The organism is Mesorhizobium sp. M0227 (genome assembly GCF_040321855.1).
Classification (GTDB): domain Bacteria; phylum Pseudomonadota; class Alphaproteobacteria; order Rhizobiales; family Rhizobiaceae; genus Mesorhizobium.
The window spans coordinates 39,782-61,767 of record NZ_JAMYSJ010000016.1 but is presented as its reverse complement, the minus strand read 5'-3'; the positions used below and the strand labels follow the sequence as shown (position 1 = coordinate 61,767).

22 protein-coding genes are annotated in these 21,986 nt (G+C 63.0%); 1 reads left to right on the top strand and 21 read right to left on the bottom strand.

Going from position 1 to position 21,986, the window contains the following annotated elements:
* Window positions 1–157 precede the first annotated feature (157 nt).
* The 8 genes from rpsO to rimP form a co-directional block, all read right to left on the bottom strand.
* Complete coding sequence (gene rpsO / locus NKJ00_RS21255; RefSeq protein ID WP_269470859.1) at window positions 158–469, bottom strand: 30S ribosomal protein S15; 312 nt, start codon at window positions 467–469, stop codon at window positions 158–160.
* 140 nt (window positions 470–609) lie between these two features.
* Window positions 610–1,704, bottom strand: a complete 1,095-nt coding sequence (gene corA, locus NKJ00_RS21250; RefSeq protein ID WP_352631053.1) for a magnesium/cobalt transporter CorA — start codon at window positions 1,702–1,704, stop codon at window positions 610–612.
* Between the two features lie 44 nt (window positions 1,705–1,748).
* Window positions 1,749–2,756, bottom strand: coding sequence for a tRNA pseudouridine(55) synthase TruB (truB, locus tag NKJ00_RS21245; RefSeq protein WP_023811404.1), 1,008 nt, complete (start codon window positions 2,754–2,756; stop codon window positions 1,749–1,751).
* Complete coding sequence (gene rbfA, locus NKJ00_RS21240; protein WP_352631051.1) at window positions 2,756–3,196, bottom strand: 30S ribosome-binding factor RbfA; 441 nt, start codon at window positions 3,194–3,196, stop codon at window positions 2,756–2,758. Before rbfA ends, truB begins: the two co-directional genes overlap by 1 nt.
* 126 nt (window positions 3,197–3,322) lie before the next feature.
* Entirely contained in the window at window positions 3,323–5,893 is a 2,571-nt protein-coding gene (gene infB, locus NKJ00_RS21235; RefSeq protein WP_352631049.1) for a translation initiation factor IF-2, read from the bottom strand.
* Window positions 5,890–6,540, bottom strand: a complete 651-nt coding sequence (locus NKJ00_RS21230) for an RNA-binding protein (RefSeq protein WP_023811407.1) — start codon at window positions 6,538–6,540, stop codon at window positions 5,890–5,892. Before NKJ00_RS21230 ends, infB begins: the two co-directional genes overlap by 4 nt.
* Before the next feature lie 38 nt (window positions 6,541–6,578).
* Window positions 6,579–8,174, bottom strand: coding sequence for a transcription termination factor NusA (gene nusA, locus NKJ00_RS21225; protein ID WP_013527896.1), 1,596 nt, complete (start codon window positions 8,172–8,174; stop codon window positions 6,579–6,581).
* 49 nt (window positions 8,175–8,223) lie between these two features.
* Window positions 8,224–8,868, bottom strand: coding sequence for a ribosome maturation factor RimP (gene rimP / locus NKJ00_RS21220; RefSeq protein WP_013527897.1), 645 nt, complete (start codon window positions 8,866–8,868; stop codon window positions 8,224–8,226).
* A 297-nt stretch (window positions 8,869–9,165) separates the two neighbouring features.
* Here rimP and NKJ00_RS21215 point away from each other — a divergent pair, with 297 nt between their 5' ends.
* Complete coding sequence (locus NKJ00_RS21215; protein WP_013527898.1) at window positions 9,166–9,333, top strand: hypothetical protein; 168 nt, start codon at window positions 9,166–9,168, stop codon at window positions 9,331–9,333.
* Window positions 9,334–9,399: 66 nt separating this feature from the next.
* Here NKJ00_RS21215 and trmB read toward each other — a convergent pair whose 3' ends face one another.
* The 13 genes from trmB to NKJ00_RS21150 form a co-directional block, all read right to left on the bottom strand.
* On the bottom strand, window positions 9,400–10,101 hold the full coding sequence (trmB, locus tag NKJ00_RS21210; RefSeq protein ID WP_352631047.1) for a tRNA (guanine(46)-N(7))-methyltransferase TrmB: 702 nt from the start codon (window positions 10,099–10,101) through the stop codon (window positions 9,400–9,402).
* Between the two features lie 23 nt (window positions 10,102–10,124).
* A complete protein-coding gene (metK, locus tag NKJ00_RS21205; RefSeq protein ID WP_023811409.1) occupies window positions 10,125–11,390 on the bottom strand; it encodes a methionine adenosyltransferase in 1,266 nt (421 codons plus the stop codon).
* A gap of 168 nt (window positions 11,391–11,558) precedes the next feature.
* On the bottom strand, window positions 11,559–11,978 hold the full coding sequence (locus NKJ00_RS21200; RefSeq protein WP_023811410.1) for a helix-turn-helix domain-containing protein: 420 nt from the start codon (window positions 11,976–11,978) through the stop codon (window positions 11,559–11,561).
* A 141-nt stretch (window positions 11,979–12,119) separates the two neighbouring features.
* A complete protein-coding gene (lnt, locus tag NKJ00_RS21195; protein ID WP_352554679.1) occupies window positions 12,120–13,712 on the bottom strand; it encodes an apolipoprotein N-acyltransferase in 1,593 nt (530 codons plus the stop codon).
* Between the two features lie 102 nt (window positions 13,713–13,814).
* Entirely contained in the window at window positions 13,815–14,285 is a 471-nt protein-coding gene (locus NKJ00_RS21190) for a VOC family protein (protein ID WP_352631045.1), read from the bottom strand.
* 134 nt (window positions 14,286–14,419) lie between these two features.
* Window positions 14,420–15,550 carry a hemolysin family protein gene (locus NKJ00_RS21185; RefSeq protein WP_352631043.1) on the bottom strand — a complete coding sequence of 377 codons (1,131 nt, stop codon included), beginning with the start codon at window positions 15,548–15,550 and terminating at the stop codon, window positions 14,420–14,422.
* Between the two features lie 28 nt (window positions 15,551–15,578).
* Entirely contained in the window at window positions 15,579–16,079 is a 501-nt protein-coding gene (ybeY, locus tag NKJ00_RS21180) for an rRNA maturation RNase YbeY (protein WP_352631041.1), read from the bottom strand.
* Between the two features lie 18 nt (window positions 16,080–16,097).
* A complete protein-coding gene (locus NKJ00_RS21175) occupies window positions 16,098–17,090 on the bottom strand; it encodes a PhoH family protein (protein ID WP_023758127.1) in 993 nt (330 codons plus the stop codon).
* 83 nt (window positions 17,091–17,173) lie between these two features.
* Window positions 17,174–18,595, bottom strand: coding sequence for a tRNA (N6-isopentenyl adenosine(37)-C2)-methylthiotransferase MiaB (gene miaB, locus NKJ00_RS21170; RefSeq protein WP_352631039.1), 1,422 nt, complete (start codon window positions 18,593–18,595; stop codon window positions 17,174–17,176).
* A 69-nt stretch (window positions 18,596–18,664) separates the two neighbouring features.
* Window positions 18,665–19,465, bottom strand: coding sequence for a lyso-ornithine lipid O-acyltransferase (gene olsA, locus NKJ00_RS21165; RefSeq protein WP_352631037.1), 801 nt, complete (start codon window positions 19,463–19,465; stop codon window positions 18,665–18,667).
* A 20-nt stretch (window positions 19,466–19,485) separates the two neighbouring features.
* Window positions 19,486–19,980, bottom strand: coding sequence for a ribosomal protein S18-alanine N-acetyltransferase (gene rimI, locus NKJ00_RS21160; protein WP_024503455.1), 495 nt, complete (start codon window positions 19,978–19,980; stop codon window positions 19,486–19,488).
* A complete protein-coding gene (tsaB, locus tag NKJ00_RS21155) occupies window positions 19,981–20,658 on the bottom strand; it encodes a tRNA (adenosine(37)-N6)-threonylcarbamoyltransferase complex dimerization subunit type 1 TsaB (protein WP_352631035.1) in 678 nt (225 codons plus the stop codon). It lies immediately after the preceding gene.
* A gap of 95 nt (window positions 20,659–20,753) precedes the next feature.
* A complete protein-coding gene (locus tag NKJ00_RS21150) occupies window positions 20,754–21,860 on the bottom strand; it encodes a DUF1513 domain-containing protein (protein WP_352631033.1) in 1,107 nt (368 codons plus the stop codon).
* Between the last annotated feature and the right edge of the window lie 126 nt (window positions 21,861–21,986).

Sequence of the window (21,986 nt, the reverse complement as noted above, 5' to 3'; positions counted from 1 at the left end):
GCGGTGCGCGCGCGAGCGTCCTGCAATCCTGCCCCATGACCGTCCATGGGCGGTTTCGAGTGCCCTCTGCACGATCGAAACCGGGTCTGGCCAGTCGATGCGACTGGCAGAATGCGCGACCGGCGGGCTCTCCTTCGAAAGCCCGCCGGTCAATTCGTCAACGGCGCAGACCGAGCTTCTCGATCAGCGTCTGGTAGCGCGCGTCGTCCTTGCGCTTGAGATAATCAAGCAGGCTGCGGCGCTGGGAGACGAGAGCAAGCAGACCACGGCGGGAATGGTTATCCTTCTTGTGGTCCTTGAAATGGTCGGTCAGGTTCTTGATGCGCTCGGAAAGGATGGCCACCTGGACTTCCGGAGACCCGGTATCGCCCTTGGCGGTTGCGAATTCACCCATCAATTCCTGTTTGCGCTCGGCAGTAATCGACATCGTGTTTTTCCTTATCTGTTTGAGGAAACGGGTCGCCCTCAGCCGGGATGTCGTCCAGCAGGGGCCGGTGCAAGCAAAACGTCATAGCGCTATGCTGCGGCGCATATAGTGCAATTCCCCGGAAAACACCAGCCCAATTCACAAGCCGGCTTTTCAGGCCAAAATGGCAGGTTTTAGCCTTGTCAAAGCCATTTCTTCCATTTGAAGAAGGCGATCAGCCCGAACGCGACAAGCGCCATGAACAGCAGCGACAAGGGATAGCCATAATAGGCCTTCAGTTCCGGCATGTTCCAGGGCGAAGACTCCGGATCGAAATTCATGCCCCAGATGCCGACCAGGAAGGTGAGCGGCATGAAGATGACCGAGACGATGGTGAGATAGCTGATGACGTCGTTGGTGCGCGCCTGGCTCAGCGACAGGTGCATCTCGATCAGGCCGGTCAGCATGTCGCGCTGGGTTTCGACCAGCTCGATCAACCGTAGCGCATGGTCGAGCGTGTCGTTGAGGAAGATCTTGGTCTCGGCCTTCACATAGGGCACATCGTTGCGGATCAGCGTCGCCAGCGCATCGCGCATCGGCCACAGCACGCCTTTCAGCACGTTGGCGTCGCGCCGCAATTCATGCAGCTGCCGCATCTGATGCTTGTGCGGCGAATGCAGCATCTCGTCCTCGATGCTGTCGACCATGTCGCCGGCGGCCTCGATCGGCGGAAAGTAGCTGTCGACGATGGCGTCGATCAGCGCATAGGCGAGGTAATCGGCACCGCGCGCGCGCAACCGGTTGGGCGCTGAGCTTTCGATGCGCTTGCGCACGGGATCGAACGGATCGCCTTCACGCTCCTGGAAGGTGACGACGAAATTATTGCCGAAGAAGACGGCGATCTGCTCATAGCGGTGCGAGGCGACGTCGTCGATCATCCTGACGACGACGAAGGCATGATCCTCGAAAAAGTCGACCTTCGGCCGCTGGCCGGTGTTGACGACGTCCTCCAGCGCCAGCGGATGCAGGCTGAAAATGCGGCCGATCTCCTCGATCAGCGGGATGTTGGCGAGGCCGGTACAATCGAGCCAGATAACCGGCCACTTGTCGCAATGGGTGTTGAGGTCGTCGATGCTGGCATTTTCGATAGTCTTGAATTTTTCGGGCGAGATCAGCGTCAGCCTGAGTTCGCTGCGCCGCGCCGAGGGATCGGCGATCAGCGTGCCGGGCGACGCACCGACCGGCGGCCGCCGCGTTTTCACTGGTGCCCGCGTCTTCACGGTCTCAGCCTTTGCCATATGCCCCTCGTGCGAGTCCTCGCCTCGACATTAGACGACAGGAGTCACCCGGCAAAGACCCGCTTGGGCTTGAACATGCCTTGCTCGATGGCACCGATGGCGACCAGCTTGCCGCGCGCCGTGGCGCAGGCTTCCTCGGCTACCACCGGTGCATCACGGCCGCGGATGATGACTGGATTGCCGAGGCGGACCTTGGTCGCCGCATCGTCGCTGATGGCGATCTGCGGCAGGCAGTCAAGGGCGGCCGATGTATCGACCAGAAGCGCATCGATGGCGTCGAAGTCGATTGGTACTTCCACCTTGTCGACAGCCTCTGTCGTGTCAGCGGCTTCCGTTGCGTCCGTGACGTCCGTCGTGCTGTCTTCGTCCTGGACACCGAAACGGGCGGCTTCCAGTTCGGCAATGGTGACGAAATCCTCCGCCGTGAACGGCTCGACCTCCACCCGGCGCAATTCGGAAATGTGGCCGAAACAGCCCATGTCGCGGCCCATGTCGCGGGCCAGCGCGCGCACATAGGTGCCCTTGCCGCATTCGACCTCGAAAACAGTATGGTCGGCGCCATGCTCGACAACGTCCAGACGGCCGATCTCGATCTCGCGCGCGGGTATGTCGACTGTCGCGCCGTCGCGGGCCAGATCATAGGCACGCTCGCCCGCGATCTTGATGGCCGAGAATTGCGGCGGCGTCTGCATGATGACGCCAGTGTATTTCGGCAGCAGGGCGAGCACTTGGGCTTGCGACGGGCGCAGGTCGGACTCTTTCGTCACCGGACCTTCGAGGTCATCGGTGGAGCGCTCCTGCCCCCAGGCAACGGTGAAGCGGTAGATCTTTGCGCCGTCCTGCACGTAGGGAACGGTCTTGGTGGCCTCGCCAAGCGCGATCGGCAGCATACCGGACGCCAGCGGGTCGAGCGTGCCGGCATGGCCGGCCTTTTCGGCCTGGAACAGCCATTTGATCTTGGAGACGGCTTCGGTCGAGCCCATGCCGACCGGCTTGTCCAGGATCAGCCAGCCCGAGATCGGCCGGCCCTTCTTCTTGCCGCGGCGCGCCACTATTCGGTGTCCTTGTTGTCGTCTTTGCCCTGGTGCGGGTTTTCCTGGTCCTCAGGACCCAGATCGCGCGCCACTTCCGGCGATTTCAACAGGTCGTTGATCCTGGCAAAGTTGTCGAAGGAGGTGTCGAGCTTGAAGCGGAACTCCGGCATGAACTTCATCTGCCGCAGCGCGCCGGAGACACGGCCACGGACGAATTTCGCATGCTTGTTCAGCGCCTCGACCACCGCATCGGTATCCTTGGCGCCGAGCGGCGAGACGAAAGCGGTAGCGACCTTCAAATCGGGCGACATGCGCACTTCCGAAACCGACACCACAGTGCTCTCGATCAGCGGATCGATGATCTCGCCGCGCTGCAGGGTTTCGGATAGCGCATGGCGCACCTGTTCGGCGACGCGCAGCATGCGCTGGGATGGGCTGGATGTGGTTGGACGGGGCATTTTTCTCTATCCTGAAAGCGTGAGGCGCGGGATGGGACCGTGCCGCATGTCTCATATGGGTCGTTCTCAATAGACCTCGGGCGGCGGCCTCTCGGCCACCGCCCGGTATGGACAAGTCACTCGAACTCAGAGTGTCCGGGTCACCATCTCGACGCGGAAGCACTCGATGACGTCGCCGACGCGCATGTCCTCGTAGTTCTGGAAGGCCATGCCGCACTCCTGGCCGCCGGGGACTTCCGAAACTTCGTCCTTGAAGCGCTTCAGCGTCTTCAGCGTCCCTTCGTGGATGACGACGTTGTCGCGGATCAGGCGCACCCCCGCACCGCGTTCGACCTTGCCTTCGGTGACACGGCAGCCGGCGATCTTGCCGACCTTGGTGATGTCGAAGATCTCGAGGATCTGCGCGTTGCCAATGAAGGTCTCGCGACGCTCCGGCGACAGCAGGCCCGACAGAGCCGCCTTCACGTCATCCACGAGGTTGTAGATGATCGAGTAGTAGCGGATCTCGATGCCAGCCGCCGCTGCGGCGGCACGTGCCTGGACGTTGGCGCGGACGTTGAAGCCGATGATCGCGGCACCCGAAGTCTCCGCCAGCGACACATCGCTTTCGGTGATGGCGCCGGCACCGGCATGGACGATGCGCGCACGCACCTCGTCGGTGCCGAGCTTGTCGAGCGCGGCGTTGATCGCCTCGATCGAGCCCTGCACGTCGCCCTTGATGACCAGCGGGAATTCCTTCAGCCCGCTTGTCTGCAATTGCGACATCATCTGCTCGAGCGAACCGCGCTGGCCGGCATGCTTGGCAACCGCCTTCTCGCGCGCCAGACGCTGGCGGTATTCGGTGATCTCGCGGGCACGGGCCTCGTTGTTGACCACGGCGAAGCGGTCGCCGGCCTGCGGGGTGCCCTGCAAGCCAAGCACTTCCACCGGCATCGCCGGCGACGCTTCCTTGATCTGCGTGCCACGATCGTTGACCAGCGCACGCACCCGGCCCCATTCGTTGCCGGCAACCAGGATGTCGCCCGGCATCAGCGTGCCGGTCTGCACCAGCACGGTGGCGACGGGGCCACGGCCCTTGTCGAGCTGGGCTTCGATGACGACGCCTTCGGCGGTACGATCCGGATTGGCCTTCAGGTCAAGAATTTCGGCCTGCAGCAGGATCGCCTCGAGCAGTTTGTCGAGATTGGTGCCCTTGGTCGCCGACACTTCGACGTCCAGAACTTCACCCCCCATGGATTCGACGAAAACCTCGTGGCGCAGCAGCTCCGAGCGCACTTTCTGCGGATCGGCATCATGCTTGTCGATCTTGTTGATCGCCACGATGATCGGAACGCCGGCCGCCTTGGCATGGCTGATCGATTCGATCGTCTGCGGCATGACGCTGTCGTCGGCCGCAACCACCAGGATGGCAATGTCGGTCGCCTGGGCGCCACGAGCACGCATCGCTGTGAAGGCGGCGTGGCCGGGCGTGTCGATGAAGGTGATCTTGTGACCGTTCTTCTCGACCTGGTAGGCGCCGATGTGCTGGGTGATGCCGCCGGCTTCGCCGGAGACGACATTGGCGTTGCGGATCGCGTCGAGCAGCGAGGTCTTGCCGTGATCGACGTGACCCATGATCGTCACGACCGGCGGACGCGAAACCAGGTCCTCGGCACTGTCGGCGATGTTGAACAGGCCTTCCTCGATGTCGGACTCGGCGACGCGGCGGACCGTGTGGCCGAATTCGGTGGCAACCAGCTCGGCCGTGTCGGCGTCGATGACGTCGCCCGGCTTCAGGATCTGGCCCTGCTTCATGAAGAACTTGACCAGGTCGACCGCGCGCTCGGACATGCGTTGCGCCAGTTCCTGGATGGTGATGGTCTCTGGCAGGATCACTTCGCGCATGACTTTCTCGCGCGGCTCATTGTGCATCGCGCGCTTGAATTTTTCCTGGCGGCGACGCATCGACGACAGCGACCGGGCTCGCGCGTCTTCGTCGGACAATGCTGAATTCAGCGTCAGCTTGCCGCGGCGGCGGTCTTCCTCGGCCTTGGTCGGCTTGGCCGGACGCGCCACTTCGGGCGTGACCGGACGGCGCACCGGTGCGCCGGCACCAACACGTTTCGGCTTGGCCACTTCCTCGTCATCGACTGTTGCCAGTTCGGCGGCCAATGGCGCGCGTCGACGGGCCTCTTCCTCAGCCCGACGGCGGGATTCTGCCTCGGTCTGCAACCGCGCCTCTTCCTCGGCCTGGCGGCGTGCGGATTCATCGCGTTCGCGCTTGCGGCGCTCTTCGTCCTCGGCGCGACGCTTGGCATCCTCGGCGGCGCGCTGGCGGTCCTCGACCTCGCGAACCTTCGAGCCCTCGAGCGCCCTGCGGCGTGCTTCCATTTCACTGCGCGACAGTTCGTTCAGCACCATACCGCTGCGTTCGACCGGGGCCGGCGGCGGTGGTGGCGCCTTCGGTGCTTCCGGCACGACGACGGGTGCGGCCACGACCGCCGGCTTCGGTGTGAAGACGGGGGCGGCAACAGGCTCCGGCTTGTCGCCGGGCATCGAGAACTTGCGCTTCTTGGTTTCGACGACGACCTGCTTGGTGCGGCCGTGCGAGAAGTTCTGGCGCACAGTGCCCTGTTCCATACCGGGGCGCTTCAGCGTCAAGGTCTTCTTCGGCGTCACACTCAGCGTATTGTCGTCACCCGATTTCGTATCGCTCATTCCATATCCTCTGCGGCATCATCTTCGTCAGCAACAGCCGCAAGCATTGCCAGATCGTCCGGGGAACCGCCCCGATACCGGTCGAGCGCAACCATGCGCTTCTGGACCGCCCTGCCCGCGTCTCCCGCGAGAACGGCAGCATGTATCACATTTGTACCCCCCAATGCCAAGCTCAACTCGGCCTCGGAGAAAAGTTTGTAGGCAAGGATAGCGGGCCCGCCGAGATGGACTGTCGCCCGTCGCGCCTGGCTGATCTTGCGCACGCCGTCGTCGGACGCCTCGGTCGCGTGGAGCACGAAAAGCGCCAATCCACCGCGGACAGCACTTTCGACCTTGGTGGCACCCAGCGAAATTGCGCCTGCCTTGCGGGCAAGACCAAGCATGCCCAGAGCGTGCCTGGAAAGTAGCCCGTCGATCATGCCGCCAAGATCGGGCGGCACGACCACCTGTGCCTTGAAGGCGCGGGCAAAGAGGTTCTTCGCCGCAGCCTTGTCGATATGTAGGCGGTCGGCGCTCACCCAGCAACCGCGGCCGGGCAGATTTCTCTTAATGTCGGGAACGACGGCCGAATCCGGGCCGACGACAAACCGGATCAGATCATCCGGTTCGGCTTGTTTGCGCGTAACGATGCAGGTGCGATCGTTCATCTCGTCCAAGGGCGGGTTCGGTGCGATGCGGTTTCACCTCACGCACCAACGGCTTCGTCAGCCGAGACTTCTTCGGCTGCAAGCTCGTCTTCGGTGATCCAGCCGGCCTTGAGGCGGGCGGCCAGAACCATTTGTTCGGCGTCTGCGCGGGTCACGCCATGATTGGCCAGCACGCCCGGATAGACCTTGGTCTCACCGTCCTTGCGTTCCTTCCAGCCGGTCAGGTCGTCGGCGGCATAGCCGGCGAAATCCTCGATCGTCTTCACGCCGTCCTCGCCAAGCGTCACCATCATGGCGGTGGTGACGCCGGGGATTTCGCGCAATTCGTCCGAAACACCAAGCGCCTTGCGCTTGTCATCGTGCTCGGCCTCGATCTTCTCCAGATATTCGCGAGCGCGGGTCTGGATTTCCGAAGCGGTGTCCTCGTCGAAACCGTCGATCGAGGCGATCTCGCCGGAATCGACATAAGCGACTTCCTCGACGCTGGTGAAGCCTTCGGAGGCCAGCACCTGGCCGACCATCTCGTCGACGTCGAGGGCTTCCATGAACAGCGACGAACGCTCGACGAATTCCTTCTGGCGGCGCTCGGATTCTTCGGCCTCGGTCAGGATGTCGATATCCCAACCGGTCAGCTGCGAAGCCAGGCGCACGTTCTGGCCGCGGCGGCCGATGGCCAGCGACAGCTGGTCGTCGGGAACCACGACTTCGATGCGTTCGGCATCCTCGTCGAGCACGACCTTGGCGACTTCCGCCGGCTGCAGCGCGTTGACGATGAAGGACGCCGCCGAAGGCGACCACGGAATGATGTCGATCTTCTCGCCCTGCAATTCGCCGACGACGGCCTGGACGCGGCTGCCGCGCATGCCGACGCAGGCGCCGACCGGATCGATCGAGCTGTCGCGCGAGATGACGGCGATCTTGGCGCGCGAACCTGGGTCGCGGGCGACCGACTTGATCTCGATGATGCCGTCATAGATTTCCGGCACTTCCATGGTGAACAGCTTGGCCATGAACTGCGGATGAGTACGCGACAGGAAGATCTGCGGGCCGCGCTGCTCGCGGCGCACATCGTAGACATAGGCGCGGACGCGGTCGCCATATTTGTAGTTCTCGCGCGGGATCAGCTCATCGCGGCGGATGATCGCTTCGCCGCGGCCGAGATCGACGATGACGTTGCCGTATTCGACGCGCTTGACGGTACCGTTGACGATCTCGCCGATGCGGTCCTTGTACTCGTCATACTGGCGGTCGCGTTCGGCCTCGCGGACCTTCTGCACGATGACCTGCTTGGCCGACTGGGCGGCGATGCGGCCGAAATCCATGGGCGGCAGCTGTTCAGCGATGAAGTCGCCGAGCTGAGCGTCGGGATTGCGCTCGCGCGCCGAGGAAATGGCGATCTGCGTGGCGTAGTCATCGACCTTCTCGACGACTTCCATCAGCCGCTGCAGCTTCATCTCACCGGTGTTCGGGTTGATGTCGGCGCGGATGTTGGTCTCCTGACCGTAACGCGAGCGCGCCGCCTTCTGGATCGCATCGGCCATGGCGGCGATGACGATCGACTTGTCGATCGACTTTTCACGCGCGACCGCGTCGGCGATCTGCAGCAATTCAAGTCTGTTGGCGCTTACAACCATCGTTTTTCTCCCGAGCCTGTTTGCCGGACCTTTGCGCCCGGCAGCTCAATCATAGTTCCTGTTCGTGTTCTTCCGTGGCGTCCGCTTCCGCACCCGACTCGTCGTCGTCCGGTTCGCCGCGGCGTTTCTTGGCTTCCTTGCGCGCCCTGTTGTCCTTCGACAGGGCATCGCGGATAAGATCGTCTGTCAGGATCAAGCGCACATCGGCAATCGCATCATAGGGGACGCGCACCGTCGGCTCCTCGCCATAGGCGGCCTTGTCGCGCTCGATCAGCACATCGTCTTCGCCGGCTTCGGCGATCTTGCCCTTGAAGCGCTTGCGGTCGGCAACGACGATCGATGTTTCCATCTTCACCAGATGACCCGTCCAGGTCGTGAAATCCGATTTGCGGACCAGCGGCCGGTCGATGCCGGGCGACGAGACTTCAAGATGATAGGCCTTTTCGATCGGATCGTCGACGTCGAGCGCCGGCGACACCGCGCGGCTGACCTCTTCGCAATCCTCGACGGTCATGGTGCCGTCCTCGCGTTCGGCCATGATCTGCAGCGTCAGCCCGTTCTGGCCCGACAGATGCACCCGCACGAGGCGGAAGCCGATGCCACGCAGGACCGGCTGGACGATCAGCGCGATGCGCGCATCGATGCCGCTTTCGCGGATGATGCGATCGTCGCCCTCGCTTGCCGTTGCAGTCATTGAAGCCCTGTCGTTCTACTAGGTTATCGGCAGGTAATAAAAAAGAGCGGGACCGGGTGGACCCACTCTTCGTCATACCGACCAAGAATTTGAGGCTGATATAAACGATCATGGCCTGTGTTTCAAGCCCGCTATGCTGGTCGGGCAACGCCGCCATCGAGGCGGCCCGCGCCAGCGTTGCATGGGGTGCATGGCGCCTATGCGGCGACCCCCATGGGATTGGCGCCGAAACGCACCTACCTATGTTGCGCTGCACAAATGTGGCCGTGGGTCACACGTGCGCGAAAGGACATGATCATGAGCAATCGCAAGATATTTTCTGCAATAGGCGACTTCTTCACCGTATTCGGCAGCGCCGTGGCCGCTTCACGGGCCGTGGAAGCCGGTCGCAGGCCGCGCGCCGACGACCTGCGCAACCTCGGCGTCGAGCCTGCCGCCTTCGATCGCATCGGCCGCCGCTTCTAGCTTTGACGCAATTCCGGACGGAAAACCGTTTCACACTTTTCCTGGAATTGCTCTAAGACTGCAAGCTTATTTCCGAATGAAGGTAAGATAGGCCGGCCGCCGGCCCTCACGAATGGCCTTGACCTCGTAACGGGTGCCCGGCCAGCCTTCATAGGGCCGGTGCCAGTCCGCCGCCTCGCAAGCCTGCCATGCGAACGCGCCATGCGCGCGGCAATGCAGCAGGGTCCAGTTGACATAGGTGTCGATGTCGGACGCAAAGCGGAATTTTGAACCAGGCTTCAGCACACGCGCGAACCGCTCGAGATTGACCGGGCTGACGAAGCGCCGCTTCCAGTGTTTCTTCTTCGGCCAGGGATCGGGATAGAGCAGATCGATGCCGTCGAGCGAGGCTTGCGGCAGCCAGTCGAGCAGCCTTGTGGCGTCGTCGTCATAAACCCGCAAATTGGCGAGCGGTTTCTCGCGCACCGCCATCATCATCTTGGCCATGCCGTTGACGAAGGGCTCGACGCCGATAAAGCCGATCGCTGGGGCCTCGGTCGCACGATGCAGGAGATGCTCGCCGCCGCCGAAGCCAATCTCGAGGCGAACCGCGCGGACATCCGTCTCAAACAAAGCGCTGAGATCAGCCGGCGGCTCGGCCGCCAGATCGAGCCGATATGTACCGAAGCCGCTCTCCAGCGCGGCCGCCTGCTGCGGACGCATGGCCTTGCCGCGCCGGCGACCGAAAAAGGCTTCGGTCGCGCGGCTTGGTCTGTCCTTCGGATCCATGGCGGGACTTTGCGGCGCCGCTGTCAGGCGGCGACCGCGTCCTTGAGCGCCTTGGCGAGATCGGTCTTTTCCCAGGAGAAAGACCCATCACGGCCGGCCTTGCGGCCGAAATGGCCGTAGGACGACGTCTTGGCGTAGATCGGTTTGTTGAGATCGAGGTGACGGCGGATGCCCGACGGCGACAGATCCATTACCGTGCGCAACGCGTCCTCGAGCTTTGCCTCGTCGACCTTGCCGGTACCGTGCAAGTCAACATAGACCGACAGCGGCTGAGCAACGCCGATGGCGTAGGAAAGCTGGATGGTGCAGCGGTCGGCGAGTTTCGCCGCCACGACGTTCTTGGCCAGGTAGCGCGCCGCATAGGCCGCCGAACGATCCACCTTGGTGGTGTCCTTGCCGGAGAAGGCGCCGCCGCCATGGGGTGCGGCACCACCATAGGTGTCGACGATGATCTTGCGGCCGGTCAGTCCGGCATCGCCGTCCGGCCCGCCAATGACGAACTTGCCGGTCGGATTGATGTACCACATGCAATCGTCGGCGATCTTGAGGTCGCCCAGCGCCTCCCGGATATAGGGTTCGACGACCTTGCGGACCTTCTTCGAATCCCAGCTCGCATCGAGATGCTGCGTGGACAGCACGATCTGCGTCGCCTCGGCGGCCTTGCCGTCGACATAGCGAACGGTGACCTGGCTCTTGGCATCCGGCCCGAGCTTGCCGGCTTCACCGCTGCCTTCGTGACGAGCGGCAGCCAGCAGTTCGAGGATCTTGTGGCTGTAGTAGATCGGCGCCGGCATCAAATCCGGCGTCTCGCGGCAGGCGTAACCGAACATGATGCCCTGGTCGCCGGCACCCTCTTCGCCCTGACGGTCGGAGGCATTGTCGACGCCCTGGCCGATGTCAGGCGACTGGCCGTGCAGCAGAACCTCGATCTTCGCCGTTTTCCAATGAAAGCCGGCCTGCTCGTAGCCGATTTCGCGGATCGCCTTGCGGGCGACCGATTTGAACTTGGCCGGATTGACGACCGAATGCCCGGCGGCATCCTTGAGAATATTGCCGGCCTTGTCCCGCTTGAGCAACGTGTCGGGAACACGCACTTCGCCGGCGATCACGACACGGTTGGTGGTGGCCAGCGTCTCGCAGGCGACACGGACTTTCCACGGGTCCATGCCGGTCTTCTTGGCTTCGCGATACACCAGATCGACGATCTCGTCGGAAATCCGGTCACAGACTTTGTCGGGATGGCCCTCGGCAACGGATTCCGAGGTAAAGAAGTAGTTCTGCCGCGTCACGGGTGTCCCCTCTTGAAAAACGATCGGCAGGCTGCCGATTTTGGCGCGCCACGTGTTAGCGGGGCGAAGCGCCGCTCGTCAAGCGGTGCTTCGGTTCTGGCATGATGTCGATGCAGTTATCTTGTGCCACCGGCGGCAAGACGCCGCCAGTCCTGGCGTGATTGCCGATCAGTCGGGATCGTCGGTGGAGAGGGACTTGACCAGGTCTATGATCCTGCGGCGCACCTTGGCGTCCGCGATCTTGACAAAGGCCCGGTTGAGCTGGAGTCCTTCGGGACTGCCGCAGAATTCGACGGCGAAAGCCATCGACGCGTCCTCGGCAAATCCGCGGCCCGCCACGGGCTCCTGGCCGGGCGCATCCTCGAAAAAGAAGGCGACAGGCACGCCGAGTATGGACGCTATCGCCTGCAATCGGCTGGCGCCGACGCGGTTGGTGCCTTTTTCATATTTCTGAATCTGTTGAAATGTGATGCCGAGGTTTTCTCCCAGCTTTTCCTGGCTCATTCCCAGCATGTTGCGGCGAAGCCGGATGCGACTGCCAACATGGATGTCGATCGGATTCGGTTTCTTCTTGTTGTCTTCTGTCATTTTTTCCTCGCCGAATTTTTTCGGCTTTCTCTATTTTTTTCCTGCCCAAACAAAGCCGGAGGCAACTGCCCCAACAGAACGATCCACCGGCTTCGAGAAATTTTCAGGCACTTACAGTATGAGTTTCTAATGTGTGGGCTGTCAATTCACCCGTAGCCTTTGCCTTACGTTCAACAGCGCTGCCCCAACGGCAAACAGCAACATGATCAGCATTCCGTTAATGCACCGTTGGCCGGGAGATATGAGCGCCTGTCCGGAAATCGGTATGTGGGCGTCGATGGCGCCGCGTGCGTCGATCGCAAGCGCATCGACGATGCGCCCACGCGGATCGACGACGGCCGAGATGCCGTTGTTGGCAGCACGCACCAATGGCAATCCATTTTCCACCGCACGGATCTGGGCCTGCCTGAAATGCTGATACGGACCCGGCGTGTCGCCGAACCACGCATCGTTGGTAACGTTCACAATAAGCTGCGCTGACGCAGCGTCAACTGCCACAAGATCGGGAAAGATCACCTCATAACAGATAAATGGCAGCGCACGGATGCCATCGGGCAGCGTGATGGCGTGGCGCTCATTGCCGGCCGCGAAACTCATCGGCCCGGCAACCAGTTGCTCGATGCCGAAACGCTGGAGCAGATCGGCGAAAGGCAGGTATTCGCCGAACGGCACCAGGTGAACCTTGTCGACGGCGTCAGCGATTTCACCCTTGTCGTCGATCGCCACCACGGAGTTGTAGTAACGGCTGTCGGCATTCGCGGCCGAACCGCCTTCCTCGCGAACGACGCCGGCAATCAGCATCTGGCCGGGTCCGAGCATGTCCCCCAGCGCCGTCAATGCGTCCGGACGCTCGGTGAAGAGGAACGGCACCGAGGTTTCGGGCCACAAGATCAGTTGCGGCTTTTGATGGCCTGGGTCCGGCGCCTTGGCCGAGAGCCCCATCAGGACCGCGAAGATGCGGTCGCGCACCGAGGCATCCCATTTTTCCGACAGGTCAACGGCCGGCTGGACGATGCGGACATCCAGGCTGCGTGAAGCTGGCGGTTCGGGAGCGGCAAGCCTGACATAGCCGAAGCCGACATGGGCGGCGGCGAGCACGACAAACAGTGCCGCGCCGAGGCGCAGATGCCGACGTGCCGCCAGCAGTGCCGGCAATGCGAAGACGAACACCGCGAGCGCGTTCATGCCGATCATGCCCGTCACCGAGACGCTCTGCATCAGCAGCGGCACGGGCATGGCCGCGTAGCCGACGGCATTCCAGGGAAAACCGGTGAACAGGAAATCGCGCAGCCATTCCGCCAGGCCGAAGCCGAAGGCAAGGGCGGCGATGCGGCCAATGTCGTTGCTCCACAGCAGCCGGGCAACGATTGCCGCAAAGCCGTAGAAAAAGGCGAGCATGAAAGGAATGCCGACCACCGCGAAGGGAAGCGCCCAGGCAAAACTGTCGGCCTCGACCAGCAGCGCCGAGCCGATCCACCAGAGGCCGGCGAGGAAATAGCCGAAACCGAACCACCAACCGACGGCGAAAGCCGGCCGCAGGCGCTGGAACAGGCTGCCGGAAGCTTCGCCGGTGGCGCCGTCGAGCAGCCAGACCAGCAGCGGAAACGAGACGAAACAGGCGGCGAAGAAATCGTAAGGCGCCTGCCCAAGCACGGCAAAAGCGCCTGCGAGAAACGCCACGAGCGCACGCCGCCAACCCCAAAGCAGAATTATCCGGCCGGTGAGGCGCTCCATGCATACTTCCGAGTCGCGAATCAGGACACAAGATTTAACAGGCTGCGCTCCGCGCTCCAAACGGCGGATGGGCTGGCTGAGATGCACAGCTTCGGCCCTGCCCTACCGGTGCCAACCCTCGATTTGAACGCCGCCCAGCCGCTCGGCCTCCTCGCGCGGAACTGAACGGATGGTCTGCGTGAAGGTCCAGACATGGCCCTCGGGGTCGCGTGCACGATACTGGCGCTCACCGTAGAACTGATCCGCCGGCTCCTGGATTATATCAGCCTCGGCAGCCCGCGCCTTCTCGCAATGCGCATCCAGGCCGCGCTTCAGCCTGACATAGATCGACTGCGTGTTCTTGCCCAAGACCGAAGCCGGGCTGGCAACATAATCGCTCCATTCGGAATCGACGATGATGTAGCTGTCGCCGAATCGCATCTCTGCATGGACGAGTTTTCCCTCGGCATCGCTGACCACCATGCTGCGCGCGAAGCCGAAGGCTGCTTCCAGCCAGTCCAGCGCGGCATGAGGGTCCTTGTAGAAGACACCGGACCCCAGACTTGGATGCTTGAAGGGGTCCTCGACCGCCATCCCTAAGCGCCTGGATTCTGGTTTTGCCGCATGATGTTCATTCGAAAAGTCTGCAACTTTTCGGCATCATGCTTAAGCCCTGGTTTTGCCGCATGATGTTCATCCAAAAAGTCTGCAACTTTTCGGCATCATGCTTACGCCTGTTCGGTGCGCGCGGTGGCGCGCCGGCGGCGCTCACCCTTCTGGCTCTGCACGATGCGCACGCGCTTGACGCGGCGCGGATCGGCGTCGAGGACGTGGAACTCGAAGCCGGGTATGGCCTGCACCACCTCGCCGCGGGCCGGAACACGGCCAAGCGTGTTGAAAATCATGCCGCCGATCGTGTCGACATATTCGCCATGTTCACCGGCGGCGAAATCCCCGCCGATCATCTTGGCGACGTCGTCGATCTCGGCCTTGCCGTCGACGATGAACACGCCGTCGCCGCTCTGGGTGATCATCGGCTCGTCGTCGTCATGCTCGTCCTCGATGTCGCCGACCACCATCTCGACGATGTCTTCCAGCGAGGCGAGGCCGTCGGTGCCGCCATATTCGTCGATGACCAGCGCCATCTGGGTGCGCGTCGTCTGCATGCGGCCCATCAGGTCGGAGGCAAGCATCGACGGCGGCACGAACAGCACCGGGCGGATCAGATTGAGGTCGCCAATGGTGCGTGCGAGGTCGACCTGGGCAAGATCGAGAACCGTGGCAGCGGGGGTTTTCCTGGTCGTGCGGCCCTTCTTGACGCGCGCGATCTTGGTGATGTGGGCCAGCACGTCACGGATATGGACCATGCCGCGCGGATCATCGAGCGTCTCGGAATAGACCGGCATGCGCGAATGGCCGGATTGTTCGAAAGTGCCCAGGAGATCGCCGAGCGTCGTCGTGATTTCGACCCCCTGAATGTCGGCGCGCGGTACCATGACGTCCTCGACGCGCACTTCGCGCAGCCGCAGGATGTTGTTGAGCATGGCGCGTTCGCCGGGCGAGAAGGCGCCGGCATCGCTCGTCGTCTCGGCTAGCGCGCCGGCAATTTCCTCACGCAGGCTGGTTCCGTTGCGTTGCTTGAACAGGCCCAGAACGCGGTCGAACAGGGAGGGACCGGCAGGCAACGTCTCGCTGGCAGCGCTGCCAGCACCGGCAGCAGCAGAGGTACTGCTAGCGCCAGAGGTACTGTTAGCACCAGAGGTAACGGTACTCGGACTTGATCCCTCTTCCGACGTGTCGGAAGCCTTGGTCGCACTGCCGGCGTCGGGGCGGGCGGCAGTCTCTGGTTTGTCGTTCATCGTCGTCCGGTCAATTGATCAGATGTAGTTACGCGTAGGGGTCGGGAATGGCAAGCCTTGCAAGCGCCGCGCGTTCGACGGCTTCCATCGCCTCGGCCTCGGCCTCGGTCTCGTGATCGTAGCCCAGCAAATGCAGCAGGCCGTGGATGACGAGATGGGTGATATGGTTCTCGACCGGCTTGTCTTCCAGTGCCGCTTCATGGGCGACCGTTTCGGCGGCCAGCACGATGTCGCCCAGCATCGGCGGCAACGGACCGCCTTGCGCAAACGGAAAAGCCGGAAAAGACAAGACGTTGGTCGGCTTGTCCTTGCCGCGCCAGCCGGCGTTGAGAACCTGGATATGGGCGTCGTCGGTAAAAACGAGGCTGAGTTCGGAACGGCCCGCCACGCCGGTTTCGGCAAAAGCCGCCTTAACGGCGCCATCGACCAGCCGCGTCAGGCTTACCTCGTCGGGCCAGTTGCCCGCCTCAACCGATATGTCGATGTCGACGGGAACATTCCCGTCGCTGGATATTATGTCCTCAGGCATGAAGCCGCATCGTCAACATCAATTCTCGGCGCCGAGGCCGCGCGCCAGCTTGGCGTCCCGGTCGTAGGCCCTGACGATTTCCGCCACCAGCGGATGGCGGACCACATCGCCGTCGTTGAAGCGCACGGTGACCGCGCCCGCCACGCCGTCCAGCACCCGCAAGGCTTCGACGAGGCCCGATTTGGTGTTCGAGGGAAGGTCGATCTGGGTCGGGTCGCCGGTGACGATCATGCGCGAGTTTTCGCCCAGACGCGTCAGGAACATCTTCATCTGCATCGGCGTGGTGTTCTGCGCCTCGTCGAGGATGACGGCGGCATGCGCCAGCGTGCGGCCGCGCATGAAGGCGAGCGGCGCGATCTCGATCACTTCGGCGGCAATGGCGCGCTCAACCTTGTCGGCGGGCATCATGTCGTAGAGCGCATCATAGAGCGGCCGCAGATAGGGATCGACCTTCTCCTTCATGTCGCCGGGCAGGAAGCCCAGCCGTTCGCCGGCCTCGACCGCAGGCCGCGAGAGAATGATGCGCTCGACCATGCCGCGCTCGAGCAGCATCGCCGCATGCGCCACCGCCAGATAGGTCTTGCCGGTGCCGGCCGGGCCGATGCCGAACACCAGTTCCGACCGTTCCAGCGCCCGCATATAGGCATCCTGGTTAAGTGAACGGGCATAGATCGTCTTCTTGCGGGTGGCGATCTGGGCGGCGGAAACCTTGCCCTTGCGCTCCAGCGTCGGCAGGGTCAGCTGATCGTCGGCGGCGATCGCCATGCGCACGGCGCCGTCGACGTCGGACTGGCCGATATCGACGCCCTTCTGGAGAATGCCGTAGAGATTGTCCAGGGCGCGGCGCGCCTGCTCGGCGGCCGACGCTGAGCCCTTGATGGTCAGCTGGTTGCCGCGTGAGCGGATGTCGACGCCAAGCTTCTGCTCCAGCCTGGCGAGGTTTTCGTCGAACTGACCATAAAGGGCGCTGGCAAGCTTGTTGTTGTCGAAAGTCAGAACGATGTGCGCCATGTCAGAAGCCCCAGATGCCGGTACCGGGGGCAGGTTCTTCAGCTCTGCTGCGCTCAACCGTCTCTCCTCATCTGCCGAGACCCTCAGGCCAATTCGGCGAACAGGCTATTGTAGCCCGTCTTCGTGATTCGCACCTGGATAATGTCACCGATTTCGCCGGCCTTTTCATCAACAATAACCGGCTGCAGCCAAGGTGAGCGGCCAACCTTCTGGCCGGCCTGACGGCCGGGCTTCTCGATCAGCGTGTCGATGGTGGTGCCGACGAGGCTCAAGCCGAAATCCTGCTGCTGCTTCACAAGCAGAGCCTGCAGCCGCTGCAAGCGCTCGTCCTTGACCGTTTCCGACACATGATCGGACATTTCGGCGCCCGGCGTGCCGGGGCGCGGCGAATATTTGAACGAGAAGGCCGAGGCGTAATTCACCTGACGCACCAACTCCATGGTCGCCTCGAAATCCGCCTCGGTCTCGCCGGGGAAGCCGACGATGAAGTCGCCGGAGAGCGCGATGTCAGGCCGCGCGGTACGGATACGGTCGAGCAGCGCCAGATAATCCCTCGCCGTGTGCCGGCGATTCATCGCCTTGAGGATGCGGTCGGAGCCGGATTGCACCGGCAGATGCAGATAGGGCATCAACGTCGGCAGATCGCGATGGGCCGCGATCAGTTCGTCATCCATGTCGCGCGGGTGGCTGGTGGTGTAGCGCAGACGCGCCAGCCCGGGGATTTCGGCCAGCCTGAACAGCAGGCGGCCAAGGCCCCACTCCTCGGTCTTGCCCCCTTTGGCTTCGCCCCGGCCATGCCAGGCATTGACGTTCTGGCCAAGCAGCGTCACTTCGCGCACGCCGGCTTCAGCCAGGCGCTCAGCCTCCGCGACAATCTGCGCCACCGGCCGGGAGACTTCGGAGCCCCTTGTGTAGGGCACAACGCAGAATGTGCAGAACTTGTCGCAGCCTTCCTGCACGGTGAGGAAGGCGGTGACGCCGCGCTTGATGACCTCGGCGCGCTTGGGCTGCGGCAGATGCTCGAACTTGTCCTCGATGGCGTAGTCGGTCTCGACGATCTTTTCGCCGCCGCGCACCCGCGCCAGCACGTCCGGGAGCCGGTGATAGGTCTGCGGACCGATGACCAGGTCGACGGCAGGCGAACGGCGGATGATCTCGGCGCCTTCGGCCTGCGCCACGCAGCCGGCGACGCCGACCAGCATCTCACGGCCGGCCAGGGCACGCTCGGCTTTCATGTCGCGGATACGGCCGAGCTCGGAATAGACCTTTTCGGCCGCCTTCTCCCTGATATGACAGGTGTTCAGCAACACCAAGTCGGCCTCGCCAATGGCATCGGTCGCGGAATAGCCGTCGGCAGCCAGCGCATCGGCCATACGCTGTGAATCATAGACATTCATCTGGCAGCCATAGGTCTTGATGAAGACTTTTCTCGCTGCCGCGGGAAGCACCGCCGGCTGTCCAGCCGTAGTGCCGATGTCGTCGCTTTCTATCGTGTTCAAGTCCATAAGGCGGCTTCTAACGCCTTTCCGTGACAAAAAACAGACGATTCTCGGCCCGCGCCAGCAAGGCCGGAGCTACCGGCTCGGCCGCGGGTCGGCAAGCGCCGCCTGCATCATCTCACGCACCTGGCTTTCCATCAGTTTCGACGTCTCCTTGCGGTTCGAACCCTTGGAAAAGGCGATTGCCTCGCCGAAATGCACCTCGACGTCGAGCGCGCCCTCAGCGAGCAATACCTTGAGATGCGGCATCAAATCCTCATCGCCGATCCAGGCGGCAAGCGGGCGATGCCGGCGGCCGAGCGGCACGCCGTGCAGACGCGTATAGGCGATCGCCACCGGCTGGATGAACACCTGTTCCGCCGCGCCTTCGGAAATCGCCATCGAGGCGGCGCCGAACAGCGTGCTCTTGAACGGCAGGACCATATTGCCGTCGCCGGTCGAGCCCTCGGCAAACAGCACCATCGCATCGCCCTTGGCCATGCGGCTGGCAATCTCGCTTGCCTGGTCGCCCGACGATCGCTTGCGCTCGCGCTCGATGAACACGGTGCGCTGCAGCTTCGACAGCATGCCGATCAGCGGCCAGCCTTCCATATCCGCCCTGGCGATGAACTTTACGTCGGCAAAAGAGCCGAGCACCATGATGTCGGTCCAGGAGATGTGATTGGACGAAACCAGCAGCGGGCGCTTGTCGGACAGCGCTCCCTTGACATGGATGCGCATGCCGAGCGCCCTGACGATCAGCCTGTGCCAGACCTTGAGGATGAAGGTTTCCGGCCACCAGCCAGTCTTCATCGACAGGATCTGTAACGGCACGAGGACCAGCGAACCGGCGACAACGAGGCCCAGCGCCAGGAGAATCCTGATTTTCTTGATCATCGCCCCATCCGGCCGTCTCGCTAGCGAAGATCGCGGCGCATGACAAGCGCGCCGGTGGGTCCGTGTTCGGCCGATCTGTAGTAATTCGGCCGCTTGCCGACCTCACGGAAGCCCAGCCGACGATAAAGCGCGATCGCCGCGACATTGGTCTCGTCGACCTCGAGGAACAGCGCTTCGGCGCGCTGCGCGTGCAGTTCGCGCAACACCGCGTCCATCAATTGCCAGCCCAACCCCTGGCGACGATGCGATCGCGCCACCGCGACGGTCAGGATCTCGCCCTCGCCTGCCGCAAGCCTCGCCAGCACGAAGCCGACGGGCGGCTTGGAGCCCTGTCCGGTTTCGCGCGCGGCATAGCCGAACACGGTGTCCTGTTCGAGCAACGCGGCGAATTCGCCATCGGTCCAGGGGCGGACAAAGTCCTCGCGATGCAGCAGCGAGACCGCCGGACTGTCGGCGATCCTCAGCGGCTCGAGCGCGTAGTCCCGGCGGCGTGGTTGGAGAAAAGGTATGCGCATTTATCTTTCTTGCCTTGATAGAATAAAGCCAGCCTGCGGCTTGGCGTCGGCGCCGCGCATATAGAGTGGTTTCGGCCGTTCGCCTGCGCCCTTGGCGGCAGCCAGGCGGGCGTAGGTGACAATGTCGGCGGTGGATGTCCGAGGGCCGACATCAAATTCGCGCCCGGCCGATGCGCTGATGAGCGCTGCCGCGGTGCCGGCAAGCACCGGAGACGTTTCCTTCGCCATGGCCACCACGTCAGCCAGCGTGGCCGCGGCCGGACCGTAAGTCAAGGCTAACCTTTTGTCGTAAAAGGCCGCGTGGATCTCTTCACGGCCGGCATCGAGCGCCGCCAGCACGGCGCGACCGGGAAATACCGCTGCTGCTTCGGCGGCCAGCGCCTCCAGTGTCGTCACCCCGATTGCCGGTATCTTCAGCGCCAGCGCCAGGCCACGCGCGGTCGAGACGCCGACCCGCAGACCGGTGAAGGAACCTGGGCCGACGGAGACGGCAATGGCGCCAAGACCCGCATAGTCGGTTGCGCTTGCCTCCAGCGCTTCGGCCGTGACCGCCATCAGGTGCTCGGCATGGCCCTTGCCGAGATCGAGCACCGAGCGGCCAAGCTCCTGCTTCGCCGTCGCGTCATAGACGCTAGCGGCGCAGAGGTTGGCGGCACAGTCGATGGCAAGCAATTTCATGAGGCAACCGGTTCGAAAAACAATTCCCTGTGCCCGCCACGGCCCGCCACCGCAAGGGGATAGTGCATAATTCGTTAAACGGCTTCGCTGGTAGACTATGCGGCCTGTTCGATGCGCAGCATGTGGTTGTCCCAGACATAGTCCGGTTCGGAGCGTGTCGCGCCGCTGCCCTCGACGATCTCGCCGGCGCCGGTGGTGGCCATGAAGCCGGTTCCATCGGGCGCCACGCCGCAGACCTCGACCAACGCGCTGTTCGCAACGACCCGGCCGCTGGCCGCATCGATCACGACAAGCGAGTTGCCTTCCGGCGAGGAAACGGCGACGGTTCCGGCAGCCCGATTGGCCGCGACCGAGCCTATGTAGTTGCGGAAGCCGGACAAAACGTCCTGCGGCATGTCGAGCAACTGCAGATCCTTGCCGCGCGCGGCGCGACCGACCAGCAATGGACGATCGCTGCCCGGTCCCCGGTACTGGCAGCCGAACCAGACGGTTCCGGACGGATCGGTGTCCATGTGGCGGATCGACAGCTGATGCAGTGCGGCCGGCAATTCGTGTTTCTCGATGACATAGCCGGTGACGCGGTCGATCAGCACATAGGACGGCTTCATGGTGGCGATGTTGAGCTCGGCGCGGCCGTAGTCCGGATGAGTCTCGATGCCGCCATTTGCAACCGCAATCGTCCTGCCATCGCCCAGGAGCAGAAGCTCGTGCGGACCCATGCCATAGGTCGGGAACTCACTGATGCGGCTGAATTTCGCCCGCGCGTCGTAGACGCCGACGACGCCGGCAGCATTCTCGAAGTCGTTTTCGGTGGCATAAAGCAGCGCCCCGTCGGGCGAGAACACGCCATGGCCGAAGAAATGCCGGCCGGCGATGCTGGCGATGGTCAGCGGCGCGTCACGGCCCGAGTGATCGAAAACCACGGCGAAGGTGCCGGGCTGACGCGCGAAGACCACCGAGCGTTTCGATATGGGATCGAAGGTGACATCGTGGCCGCGATCGGGCAGGTCGATCGCATGCAGGACCTTGCCGGCCTCGGACAGGACGGCAGCGCCAAAGCTGCCGTCGCGTTTGACGAAAGCGGTGGCGAAGACGGCGTCGGCCGCAAGCGTCGTTGCCCAGGCCGACGGCGCCATTGCCGCGACAAAGCCGATACCCGCAGCCCTCAGGAAATCGCGGCGATCGATGAGGGAGGTTTTCAAGAGACTATCCTCCCCTGCACTGGCTCGCTCCAGGACACGGTGATTATTACGGATCGGAGCTGACGCTTGGCACCTACCGATTCTTGGAATAATCCATCGCAGACATTGGAAGTTGGCCGAAGCCTC